The organism is Phenylobacterium sp. (genome assembly GCF_046291545.1).
Classification (GTDB): Bacteria; Pseudomonadota; Alphaproteobacteria; order Caulobacterales; family Caulobacteraceae; genus Phenylobacterium.
On record NZ_JBKBSM010000001.1, the window covers coordinates 135,364 to 147,580 of the forward strand.

10 protein-coding genes are annotated in these 12,217 nt (G+C 71.6%); 9 read left to right on the top strand and 1 reads right to left on the bottom strand.

Features of this window, described 5'->3' with window-relative positions:
- Nucleotides 1–4: 4 nt before the first annotated feature.
- Entirely contained in the window at nt 5–901 is an 897-nt protein-coding gene (locus ACK4YQ_RS00705) for a haloalkane dehalogenase (protein WP_409607250.1), read from the bottom strand.
- 94 nt (nt 902–995) lie between these two features.
- Between ACK4YQ_RS00705 and ACK4YQ_RS00710 the strand changes: the two genes are divergently transcribed.
- From ACK4YQ_RS00710 to ACK4YQ_RS00750, 9 genes are all read left to right on the top strand, one after another.
- A complete protein-coding gene (locus ACK4YQ_RS00710; RefSeq protein WP_409607252.1) occupies nt 996–2,099 on the top strand; it encodes an MBL fold metallo-hydrolase in 1,104 nt (367 codons plus the stop codon).
- Between the two features lie 56 nt (nt 2,100–2,155).
- A complete protein-coding gene (locus ACK4YQ_RS00715; RefSeq protein ID WP_409607254.1) occupies nt 2,156–2,767 on the top strand; it encodes a TetR/AcrR family transcriptional regulator in 612 nt (203 codons plus the stop codon).
- Between the two features lie 90 nt (nt 2,768–2,857).
- Complete coding sequence (locus tag ACK4YQ_RS00720; RefSeq protein ID WP_409607256.1) at nt 2,858–5,245, top strand: penicillin acylase family protein; 2,388 nt, start codon at nt 2,858–2,860, stop codon at nt 5,243–5,245.
- 130 nt (nt 5,246–5,375) lie between these two features.
- Complete coding sequence (gene cpaB, locus ACK4YQ_RS00725; protein ID WP_409607258.1) at nt 5,376–6,224, top strand: Flp pilus assembly protein CpaB; 849 nt, start codon at nt 5,376–5,378, stop codon at nt 6,222–6,224.
- A complete protein-coding gene (locus ACK4YQ_RS00730; RefSeq protein ID WP_409607260.1) occupies nt 6,221–7,546 on the top strand; it encodes a type II and III secretion system protein family protein in 1,326 nt (441 codons plus the stop codon). Before cpaB ends, ACK4YQ_RS00730 begins: the two co-directional genes overlap by 4 nt.
- A 37-nt stretch (nt 7,547–7,583) precedes the next feature.
- Nucleotides 7,584–8,759, top strand: coding sequence for a CpaE family protein (locus ACK4YQ_RS00735; RefSeq protein WP_409607262.1), 1,176 nt, complete (start codon nt 7,584–7,586; stop codon nt 8,757–8,759).
- Entirely contained in the window at nt 8,759–10,141 is a 1,383-nt protein-coding gene (locus ACK4YQ_RS00740; protein WP_409607264.1) for a CpaF family protein, read from the top strand. The genes ACK4YQ_RS00735 and ACK4YQ_RS00740 overlap by 1 nt, the downstream gene beginning before the upstream one ends.
- Nucleotides 10,142–10,148: 7 nt before the next feature.
- Nucleotides 10,149–11,102, top strand: coding sequence for a type II secretion system F family protein (locus ACK4YQ_RS00745; RefSeq protein WP_409607266.1), 954 nt, complete (start codon nt 10,149–10,151; stop codon nt 11,100–11,102).
- Nucleotides 11,103–11,105: 3 nt separating this feature from the next.
- Complete coding sequence (locus ACK4YQ_RS00750) at nt 11,106–12,053, top strand: type II secretion system F family protein (RefSeq protein ID WP_409607268.1); 948 nt, start codon at nt 11,106–11,108, stop codon at nt 12,051–12,053.
- Nucleotides 12,054–12,217: the final 164 nt, after the last annotated feature.

Consider the following 12,217-nt stretch of genomic DNA (forward strand, 5'->3'; position numbering starts at 1 on the left):
CTCCTCAGGCTTTGGCCAGGCGATCAAGCAGGGCGGCGATTTCGGCGGGGCTGTCCTCCTGCAGGAAGTGCCCGCCGCGCAGGGTCACGTGGGCCTGGCCCATCGCGCCGGGCACGCGCGCCTGGAACGGGGCGTCCGCGCCCTTGGTTACGGGATCGGCGTCGCTGAAGGCGGTGACGAACGGCTTGTCGAACGCTTCCAGCACCTTCCAGGCTTCCAGGTTCTCGGCCACTGAAGGATGCTGGGGGGTGATCGGCACTAGGGCCGGGAACTGGCGGGCGCCGGCCTTGTAGCTCTCGTCCGGGAACGGGGCGTCGTAGGCCGCCACTTCGGCGTCGGTCAGCTCGCGCACCGAACCGGCCTGCAGCAGGGCCCCGACGGCCAGCACCGGCACGTTCTGGCTGAACGCCAGCCACTGGTCGAAGCCCGCCGAGGAGCCGGTCCCCGTGGGCAGGAAGGTGTTGGCGGCGACCACCGCCTTGAAGCGCTCGGGGAAGGCGGCGACCAGGCGCAGGCCGATCAGCCCGCCCCAGTCCTGGCAAAATAGGGTGATGTTCCTCAGGTCCAGGGCGGTGACCCAGGCGCTCATCCAGGCGACGTGCCGCTCGTAGGTGTAGTCGGCGCGGGCGGCCGGCTTGTCGGAGCGGCCGAAGCCGATCAGGTCGGGCGCCACGACTCGATGCCCGCCCGCCGCCAGCGGCGGAATGATCTTGCGGTAGAGGTAGCTCCAGGAGGGCTCCCCGTGCATCAGCAGGATCGGGTCGGCGGCGCCGGGCCCCTCGTCGACATAGTGGATGCGAAGCGAGGTCCCGTCGGCGTCGCGGACCTCCCGATAATGCGGTTCGAACGGCCAGTCGGCCAAACCCTCGAAGCGCTCATCCGGCGTGCGCAGGACGTTCATGTCTCCACCCCTGGCTTGACATCGCCCGCCTGAGGGCGAAGTTATGACAATATCCGTGTCATTATATCCCGACGCGGTCAACAGGGAGGCGGCGATGGCGGCCCGGGGTTCGATCAGAATTGTCCTGCTCGTGGCGTTGGGGCTGGTCCTGGCGGCCGGCGCGGCGGCGTGGCTGGCCCGTGGCCAGCTTGCGACCGGCATGATGCGCCGGGTGCTGGCGGCGAACCTGGGGCGCGATCCGATCGCGGCCCTTCCGGACGGGCTGCACGTGGGGCTGTGCGGCACCGGCTCGCCCCTGCCCGACCCCAAGCGCAACGGCCCCTGCGCCATGGTGATCGCCGGAAAGCGCATGTTCATCGTCGACTCCGGGGAAGGCGCGGCCAAGGGCCTGACGATGATGGGCTTCCGGCCCGCACGGGCGGAGGCGCTGCTGCTGACCCACTACCACTCCGACCACATCGACGGCCTGGGCGGCGTGATGCTGCAGCACTGGGCCGGCGGAGCGGCGCGGGCGCCGCTGCCCGTCTACGGCCCGCCGGGCGTCGAGGCCGTGGTCAAGGGCTTCATGGACGCCTACGCCCTGGACCAGGGCTACCGGATCGCCCACCACGGCCCGGCGGTCGTGCCGCCCGAGGGCTTCGGCGCCGCGCCGCGCCCATTCACCGTGGCGGCGGACGGAGGCGAGACGGTGCTGATCCAGTCCCCCGACCTGAAGGTCACGGCCTTCGCCGTGGATCACGACCCGGTCGAACCGGCGGTCGGCTACAAGTTCGTCTACAAGGGCCGCAGCGTCGTGATCAGCGGCGACACCGCCCCGTCCAAGGCCGTCGAAACCGCCGCCAGGGGCGCCGACGTGCTGGTGCACGAAGCGCTGTCGCCGACGCTGGTGGGCCTGCAGGAAGAGGCCGCGCGCAAGGCGGGCGCGGCCAACCTGGCCAAGGTGTTCCACGACATCCTCGATTACCACACCAGCCCCGAGCAGGCCGCGGACGTCGCCCAGGCCGCAGGGGTCAAGATGCTGCTCCTGACCCACATCGTTCCGGCCCTGCCTGTCGCCGCCCTGGAGGGGCCGTTCCTGGGCGAGGCGCGCATGCGGTTCGACGGCCGCCTGCGCCTTGGGCGGGACGGGGACCTCGTGAGCCTGCCGGCGAACGAAGCGACGATCAGCCTGTCGAATCGCTCGGCGATGCGCCCCTGACCCCTGGCCCTCGGCCTCCAGCCTCGCTAATCACGGCGCAAGGCAAGGAGACGGCGTTGAGCGGCGAGCGCACGGCCACGATCGAGACGAAACCTCAGCCGTCTGAGGAAAAGGACGGCCGGCGCCTGCGCTCGCAGGACAGCCGCGCGCGCATTGTGGCGGCCATGCTTGCCCTGATCCGCGAGGGCGAGGTCTCCCCGAGCGCCGAACAGGTGGCCGGCCGCGCCCAGGTGGGCCTGCGCACGGTGTTTCGCCACTTCAAGGACATGGACAGCCTGTACCGCGAGATGTCCGAGGTCATCGAGACCGAGGTCCACCGCATCAAGGACGCGCCGTTCATCGCCGCGGACTGGCGGGGGCGGGTGCTGGAACTGGTGGACCGCCGCTTTACGGTGTTCGAGCGGATCGCTCCCTTCAAGCGCGCCTCGGACGTCTATCGCCACCGCTCCCGCTTCCTGGGCAACGACAACCGCCGTCTGGTGGTGGGCCTGCGCGAGATCCTGGAGCGGGTGGTTCCGATCGAGGAACTGCCGGATCCCAGGTTGTTCGAGGCGCTGGACCTTCTGCTCAGTTTCGAGGCCTGGGCCCGACTGCGCTTCGAACAGAACCTCTCCCAGGCCGAGGCGAGCGAGGTGCTGCGCGCCGCCGTGGCGCGGCTGATCGCCTGAGCCGCACGCCGCCGGACGTTGCCAGCGGCCCCCGCGCCTGATCAGCTAGGCGCGGAATCCGGATCACGCCGGAAACAGGGGGAGCCGCGCATGACCCATCGAACCTTCGACGTCCGCCGCCCGGCCCTGGCCGCCCTGGCCGCGGCCCTGCTGTCGAGCGCCGCCCACGCCGCCCCGCCCGCCGAGGAGAGCCGGGCGGTGGCGGGCCTGGGTGCGCCGGCGGAGATCCGCGTAGACCGCTGGGGGGTGCCCCACATCTATGCAGCCAGCGTGCGCGACGCCCTGTTCCTGCAGGGCTACAACGTGGCCCGCGACCGGCTGTGGCAGGTGGACCTGTGGCGCAAGCGGGGCCTGGGCCTGCTCGCCCGCGATTTCGGCCCGGCCTATGTGGAGCAGGACCGCGCCGCGCGGCTGTTCCTTTATCGCGGCGACATGGACGCCGAATGGGCCGCCTACGGTCCGCACGCCAAGACCTACGCCGAGGCGTTCACCGCCGGCGTCAACGCCTTCGTCCAGGAGATCCGCGACGGCGAGCGCCCACTGCCGGAGGAGTTCGTCATCGCCGGCTCGCAGCCCGACCTATGGCGGCCGGAAGACGTCGTGCGCATCCGCAGCCACGGCCTGACCCGCAACCTGTCCGCCGAGGTTAAGCGCGCGCAGATCGCCTGCGCGGCGGGGCTGGAGGCCGCGCAGCTCTACAAGAAGCTGGAGCCGGCCTGGACCCCGGCCGTGCCGGCCGGCCTCGATCCCTGCGACGTGCCGGCCGACGTGCTGAAGGACTATGACCTGGCCACCGCCTCGGTCGCGTTCAGCGCAGGGCCGGGCAAGACCGCAGAGCTGGCCAGCGACCTGCCGCCCGAAGCGATCGGCTCCAACAACTGGACGGTGTCGGGGTCGCGCACGGCCACCGGGCGGCCGATCCTGGCCAATGACCCGCACCGGGCGCACGGCGCGCCCTCTCTGCGCTACATCGTGCACATGGAGGCGCCGGGCTTTTCGGTGATCGGCGCGGGGGAGCCGGCGCTGCCGGGGGTCTCCATCGGCCACAACGGCACGATCGCCTTCGGCCTGACGATCTTCGCCGCCGACCAGGAGGACCTCTACGTCTACGAGACCGACCCGCAGGAGCTGGGCCGCTATCGCTACGGCGACGGCTGGGAGCCCTTCCGCGTCGAGCGCGAGACCATCGAGGTCAAGGGCGAGGCGCCGCGGGAGGTGACCCTGCAGTTCACTCGCCACGGGCCGGTGCTCGCCGTCGAAGCGGCCAAGCGCCGGGCCTTCGCCGTGCGCAGCGTCTGGGCCGAGCCCGGGACCTCCGCCTATTTCGGCTCGGCCGGCTACATGACCGCCAAGGACTGGGCCGGCTTCACCGCGGCCCTGGAGACCTGGGGCGCCCCATCCGAGAACCAGGTCTACGCCGACACCTCCGGCCACATCGGCTGGATGGCCGCCGGGCGGGCGCCCCGGCGCGGGAACTGGGACGGCCTGCTGCCGGTCCCCGGGGACGGCCGGTTCGAATGGAGCGGCTTCCTGAAAGCCAGCGAACTGCCCAGCCTCTACGATCCGGCGCAGGGCTGGATCGCCACCGCCAACCAGATGAACCTGCCCGAGGGCTATCCCTACGCCGAGCGCAAGGTCGGTTTCGAATGGTCCAACAATGCCCGGATGACGCGGATCGCCGAGGTGCTCGCGGCCAAGACCGAGCTGACGGTCGCCGACGCCATGGCCCTGCAGACCGACGTGGTGGACGTCACCGCCCGGCCGCTGCTGGCGCTGACGGCGCGGCTCGAGGGGCGGGACCGGGACGCCAAGGCCGCGCTGGACCTGCTGCGCAACTGGGACCGGCATGTGAGCGCCGACAGCGCGGGCGCTGCGCTGTTCGAGACCTGGACCACCAAGCACCTCGGGCGGGCGACGGTCGCCCACGCCGCGCCCAAGGCCGCGCAGGCCCTGATCGGCGCCGGCGACCTGGCGGCGGTGATCGACTATCTGGAGGCGCTCGGACCGGGGGCGCAGGGCGAGCGCGACGCGATCCTCACCGACAGCCTGAAGGCCGCCTACGCCGAACTTCGCGAGCGGATGGGGCCCGACGTCTCCACCTGGTCGTGGGGGCGCCTGCACCAGGTCAAGTTCGAGCACGCCCTTACGCCGCTGGCCGATCCTGCGACCAAGGCGCGCATGACCGCGGGCCCGGCGCCCTTGGCCGGCACGGCGCTTACGCCGCTGGCGGCGACCTGGCGGCCCAACGACTTCCGCGTAACGGCAGGCGCCTCGTTCCGAATGGTCCTGGACGTGGGCGACTGGGACAAGAGCCGGGTGGTGAACACCCCTGGCCAGTCGGGAAACCCGTCCAGCCCGCACTACAAGGACCTGTTCCCCCTCTGGGCGGCGGGGGAATACGTGCCGCTGGTCTACTCCCGCGGCGCCGTCGAGGAAGCCACCGAGACCGTGATCCGCCTGACGCCGGCCCAGCCGTGACGCCGCCCCGTCGCGGGGCCGCCTCAATCTCTCGTCAAGGTTGACGGGGCTTCACCGCGTTTGTTCGCGGTTGCGCAAGTTCTCGCTCCGTATCGTGAAGGCCGCACAAACGGTCCGTAGCGTGGGGGCGATGCGGGTAGTCACGATTGCAAGTCTGGGGGCTTCGGCCCTGCTGGGCCTGGCGGCCCTGGTCGTCGCCAAGGCGGTGCTGCCGAACAAGACCGCGGCCGCCGCCTCGGCGGCGAGCGCGGCCGTCCAGGCGCCGCCCCGCGGCGAGCCGGTGGTGGTGGCGGCCAAGGCCATCCCCTATGGCGAACGGCTCGAAGCCAGCCACCTGAAGCTCGTCCACTATCCGCAAAGCGCCGTGCCCGAAGGGGCGTTCGGCTCGATCGAGGCGGTGCTCTCGCAGGACAACGGCGGCCCGCCCGTGGCCATCACGCCGATGGCCGAGCGCGAGCCCCTGCTGCCGGCCAAGCTGAGCGGCCCCGGCGCGCGCGCCTCGGTGGCCGCCGAGATCGCCGAGGGCATGCGGGCCTACACCATCCGCGTCACCGACGTCTCCGGCGTGGGCGGCCACGCCCTGCCCGGGGATCACGTCGACGTGGTGCTGACCCGCGACCTGTCCACCGACGACGTGCAGAAGCAGCTGGTGAGCCAGGTGGTGATCCAGAACATCCGGGTCCTAGGCGTGGACCTGAACGCGGACCCGACGTCGAACAAGCCGACCATGCCCAACACCGCGACCCTGGAGGTCACCATGGCTGACGCCCAGAAGCTGGCCGTCGCCGGGGACATGGGCACCCTTTCACTGGCGCTTCGGCCCACCGGCTCCACCGAAGTGGCGCAGGTCCGCACCCTGCAGAGCCGCGAAGTCATCGCGGGCGCGCCGGCGCGCAGCGCTCGATCGCCGGCCTCCGCCGCGGCCCCCGCGCCGCGGGCCTCTCGTCTGATCACCGTGGTGGAGGGCGAAGGCCAATGATCCGCAAGCCGCTCGTGGCCGCCGGCGCGCTCGCCGCGGCCCTCCTCGCCTGCGCCGGACCGGCCGGCGCCGACGCCTTCCCGACCGAGGCGGCGACCAGCCGCACGATCCACGTGCCCAAGGACAAATCCCTGTCCTTCCGCCTGGACGGCCCGGCCTCGCGCATCGTGGTGGCCCAGCCGGAGACGGCGCAGATCGTCGCCACCACCGATCGCAGCTTCTATGTGCGCGGCAAGGCGCTGGGCTCGACAAACCTGCTGGTCTACGGCGACAACGGCGTGCTGCACGAAGTGATCGACGTGGAAGTCGGCCATGACGTGCAGTCGATCCAGGCCGACCTGGCCGCAGCCCTGCCGGGCGAGATGATCACCGTGCGCAATCTCGGCCAGGGGGTGATCCTGACCGGCGAGGTGTCGAACACCTCGGTCGCGGCCCGAGCCAAGAGCCTGGCCGAAAAGATGGCGCCCGAGGCGGTCACCTCGGCTCTGACCGTGCGCGCGGCCCAGCAGGTGCTGCTCGAGGTGCGGGTGCTCGAGGCGGGCCGCTCGGCGCTGCAGGACCTGGGCTTCAACATCGCCGCCGCCAACAACTCCACCTTCTCCTTCGCCTCGGGGACCGGGCTCCTGGGCAACTCCGACCCGCAGGCGGCCCTGACCGTGGGCGGCGCGGTGGGCACCGCCCGCCTGGACGTGACCCTGCAGGTGCTGGAGGAAAAGGGAATCCTGCGCACCCTGGCGCGGCCGAACCTGGTGGCCCTGTCCGGGGAGAAGGCCAGCTTCCTGGCCGGGGGCGAGTTCCCCTATCCCGTGCCGGCCGGCAACAACCAGGTCGGGATCGAGTTCCGGCCCTTCGGCGTGAAGCTCGGCTTCCAGCCCCTGGTCGAGGACAACGGCCTGATCCGCCTGCAGGTGAGCCCGGAGGTCAGCCAGATCGACGGCCGCACGAGCCTGACGATCGAGGGCTACGACATGCCGAGCCTGACGGTGCGGCGGGCGGAGACCACGGTGGAGCTGCGCAGCGGCGAGAGCTTCGCCATCGCCGGCCTCTTCCAGCAGGACTACTCCAACGCCGTGCGCAAGGTGCCCGGCGCGGGCGACCTGCCGGTGCTGGGAATGCTGTTCCGCTCTGCACGCTGGAAGCGCCAGGAGACCGAGCTGGTCATCATCGTCACCCCAAGGCTGGCCTCGGCCGCCGAGGTCAACGCCCTGGCGCCGGCCCCGTTCGCCAACAGCCGCGAACCCTCGGCGGCCTCGGTCATGCTGGGCGGCCAGCCCCTGGACCGGCTCCTGGAGCCGACGGTCGGCGGGGAGCCCACGACGTGACGGGCCCAGAGTTCCACAAGTATCGGAGTAGCCGGGCGTGACGCACTGGAGCCTGCTCGGCCGGCGCGTGCTGGCCATCGGACCGGACCTGCCCGCCCTTGCGCGGGGCCCGCTTTTCGGCGCGGCGCTGGAGCTGGGCCGGCTGGAGCGCCTGGGCGAGGCGCGGGCGGAGACCACCGACCTTCTGCTGATCGACGCCGACGGGGCGGACGAGGCGGCCCTGGCGAGCGCCCTGGCGGAACTGGCCTCCCAGGGGGCGCCGCCGCCGACCCTGCTGCTCGGCTCGCGCCTGCCCGCCAGCCTGGTGCGCACCCTTCTGCGCCTGCCGGTGTCGGACGTGCTGGAGACGCCCTTCAGCGACGAGGACCTGCTTAACGCGGTTTACGCCCTGCTGGACGCGGCCGGTGCGCAGGCGAGCGCCGCAGCGGGGCCCCGCTCGCGCTGCTGGACGATCATGGGCGCGGTGGGCGGCGCGGGCGCCACCACCATAGCCATCGAGGCCGCCTGCGCCCTCGCCCGCCGCAGCCGCAAGGACCGCAGCGTCTGCCTCGTGGACCTGAACCTCGCCGACGGGGCGACGGCGGCCTATCTGGGCGCGACGCCGGCGATGGGGCTGGCCTCGTTCGGCCCGGCGGCCGAGCGCATGGACGCGGCCCTGCTGGCCGCCTTCGCCACGCCCATCGGCAAGGGGCTGGACCTGCTGGCCTGTCCCCGCGACCCGCAGGGGTTCGACGAGATCAGCCGCGAGGCGGTGCTGCGCATCCTGGAGATCGCCTGCGAGGCCTATGACCACGTGGTGGTCGACATGCCCCGCCACCGGCGCGGCTGGACCCTGGAGGTGCTGGCCGGCTCGGACGAGGTGCTGATCATCTCCGAGCTGACGGTGCCGGCCCTGCTGGCCGCCCGCGCCCTGTCCGAGGAGATCGAGCAGGCGCTGCCCACCGGCGCGCGGCCGCGGATCGTGCTGAACCGCCTGGCCAGCCGGATGTTCGGGGCCGCGCCGTCGCTGGCGGAGGCCGAGCGGGCGCTGCAGCGCAAGGCCGACGGCGGCGTCAGCTCCGACTGGGACGCGGCCGCCGCCTCGGTCAACCTGGGCGGGCCGATCAGCCAGCACCGGCCCAAGTCGAAGATCGTGCGCGACGTAGACGCCCTGGTCGAGCGCATCGCCGGCCGCGAGGAGCGGCGCGCGGGCGCCGCGCCGAGAGCCGCCTGATGGGACGCTTCACCCTGCACCGCGCGCCGCCGCCGCCTGCGCCCGATGAAGCCGACCAGATCCTGGCCGCCGCGGCCCCGCCTCCGCCCCCGCCGCAGCCTGCGGCGGGCCAGCAGATGCTGGAGATGAAGCTGAAGCTTCACAGCCGGCTGATCGACGAGCTGGACCTGTCCAAGCTGGACAAGCTCGATGAGGGCGAACTGCGCCGCCAGGTGATGAGCCTGGTCGCCGACTTCGCGCGCGGCGAGCGCATGGTGCTGAACGCCTCGGAACTGGAGGAGCTGGGCTCGTCGGTCTACGACGAGATGGTCGGGCTGGGTCCCATCGAGCCCCTGCTCAAGGACGAGAGCATCAACGACATCCTGATCAACGGGCCGTTCCAGGTCTATGTGGAGCGGCGTGGGGAGCTGGAGCTGACCCCCGTCCGCTTCCGCGACAACGACCACCTGCTCAGGATCATCAACCGCATCGTGGCGGGCGTCGGCCGGCGCATCGACGAGTCCTCGCCCATGGTGGACGCGCGCCTGCCCGACGGCAGCCGGGTGAACGCGGCGATCGCGCCGATCACCATCGACGGCGCCTGCGTGTCGATCCGCAAGTTCTCCAAGAAGCCGTACACCTTCGAAAAGCTGGTCGAGTTCGGCGCCATGCCCACCTGCGTGGCCGAGTTCCTCCAGGGGGCGGTGAAGGCGCGGGTCTCGACCGTGATCTCCGGCGGCACCGGCTCGGGCAAGACCACGCTCCTGAACGCCCTGTCCTCGGCGATCAGCCACAAGGAGCGGCTGATCACCATCGAGGACGCCGCCGAGTTGCAGCTGCAGCAGCCGCACGTGGTGCGCATGGAGACGCGGCCGCCGAACATCGAGGGCAAGGGCGAAATCCGCCAGCGCGAACTGGTGAAGAACGCTCTGCGGATGCGGCCGGACCGGGTGATCCTGGGCGAGGTCCGCGGCGAGGAGGCCTTCGACATGCTGCAGGCCATGAACACCGGTCACGAAGGCTCGATGGCCACCATCCACGCCAACACCCCGCGCGACGCCATCACCCGCCTAGAGCAGATGGTGGCGATGTCGGGCATGAAGCTGCCGGCCGAAGCCGTGCGCGGCCAGATCGCCGCCGCCGTCGGCATGATCGTGCAGGTGATGCGCCTGTCCGACGGCAAGCGGCGGGTGATGAGCGTGTCGGAGATCACCGGCATGGAAGGCCAGGTCGTGCAGATGCAGGAGATTTTCGCCTTCCAGCGCACCCACACCTCGGCCGACGGGGTGGTCCATGGCGAGTTCCGCGCCTCGGGCCTGCGGCCGCGCTGCCTGGACGAGATGCTGCGCCGCGGGATCGGCTACGACACCGCCAACTTCGACCCCACCCGGGTCCTGGGCTGAGGCGGCCATGGACCTGCGCGCCGTCTATCTGATCCTGGTGTTCGCCGCGGTGTTCTCCGCGGCCCAGGCGCTGATCGGCCTGGTGCGCGTGGTGGACGTCAAGCGCAAGGTGAACCGCCGCCTGGTGGTGGCCGAGCGCGTCGGCGGCATCTCCGAACTGGTGGTCGAGCTGCGCAAGCAGCGGGGCCTGACCGCGACGGGGGAGCGCGGGACGCAATGGCGTTGGCTGTCCGACCTGATCCTGCGCTCTGGCGTGCCCTACGACCCCAAGGTCTGGGCCGCGGCGGCGGCCGGAGCGGCGATCGCCGGGGCGATCCTGGGGCTTCTCCTGACGCACAAGTTCCTGGGCGCGGCGGCGGGCGCGGTCGTGCTGGGCGCGGGCGGGCCGTTCGGGTTCCTGAAGTTCATGGCCGGACGTCGCACCAAGCAGCTCAGCCTGCAGCTTCCCCAGGCGCTGGACATCGTGGTGCGCAGCCTGGAGGCTGGCCACCCCGTGCCGACCGCCGTGGCCCTGGTGGGGCGCGAGATGCCCGATCCCATCGGCTCGGAATTCGGCCTGGCGGGCGACGAGATCGCCTATGGCGCCACCCTGGAGCAGGCGGTGGCCCGGATAAGCGAGCGCTGCCAGCACCCCGACGTCGACCTGTTCGCGGCCACCGTTCGCCTGCAGGAACGTGCCGGCGGCAATCTGACCGGGCTCCTGAAGCTGAACGCCCAGACCGTACGCGAGCGGCACAAGATGCGCCTGAAGATCAAGGCCGCGTCCTCGGAAGGTCGCGCCTCGGCGATGATCCTGACCGCTGCGCCGATCGCGGCGGCGGCCTTCATCCAGATCACCTCGCCGCATTTCTATGGCGAGGTCATCCACGAGCGCTTCATCCAGGTGGGCCTGGCCGGCCTGGGCGTGTGGATGCTGATCGGCAACATGGTCATCCGCAAGATGATCAACATGCGGATCTGAGGCATGGACGCGGCCGGCCTTCAGCAGATCCTGACCCTGGCCGCAGGGGTGTTGCTGGCGTTCGCCGGCGGCGGCGCCCTGCTGGTGGCGTCCAGCGAGGTGCGCATGCGCGCCCAGCGCCGCGCGCGCCTGACCGCCCAGGTCGAGGCCGCCCGCGCCGCCACCTTCCGGTCCGACGACACCTTGGGCGGCAAGGTCACTGCGGGATTCCTGCGCATGGGCCAGCGGGCGGCGGTGAAAGATCCGGCCAAGCTGTCGGCGGTGCGCAGCAAGCTGATGCGGGCCGGCTTCTTCAGCCGGGAGTCGGCCGCCGTCTACCTCGGCGCCCGGGCGGCGGCGCTGATCGTGGCGACCATCGGCACGGTGCTGCTGCTGCCGCTGGTGATGAAGGGCGGCGGGCTCGGCCCCCTGCTGCTCGCCGGAGGGCTGTCGGCTGCGGCGGTGCTGGGACCCGACCAGGTGCTGAAGATGCGCCGCCAGGCCCGGGAGCTGGAGTACACCGAGGGCTTCCCCGACCTTCTGGACCTGCTGGTCGCCTCGGTGGAGGCCGGCCTGAGCCTGGACGCGGCGGTGAGCCGGGTGACCGATGAGCTGGTGCGCCGCTACCCGAACCTGGCCGTCCATCTGCGGTTCCTGACCCTGGAGCTGCGCGCCGGCAAGTCGCGCAAGGAAGCCTGGCTCGGCTTCGCCGACCGCCTCGGCATCGACGACGCGCGGGCCCTGGCCACCATGCTGCGCCAGGCCGAGGACATGGGCACCAGCCTGGGGGAGACCCTGTCGGTGTTCTCCAGCGACATGCGCGCCAAGCGCATGCTGCGGGCGGAGGAAAAGGCCTTGGCGCTTCCGGCCAAGCTGACCGTGCCCTTGATCCTGTTCATCTTTCCCTGCCTGCTCGGCGTGCTGTTGCTGCCGGCCATCTTCCGCCTGGTCGGGGCGCTGGGCGGCCAATAGCCGCCCGAGGCCTTCCCGAGGCCGATTCTTGAACAGCTGAGCCTGTGACTGCCCTTCGATGAGGCGGAATTGGCGCGGGCCGGGTGCGGCCGGGCGCCGGGCTTGAGACGACGCGGCCGGGCGGGTTCAACCGCTTGCACGGGCGACGCGGGGGCTGGGCCAAA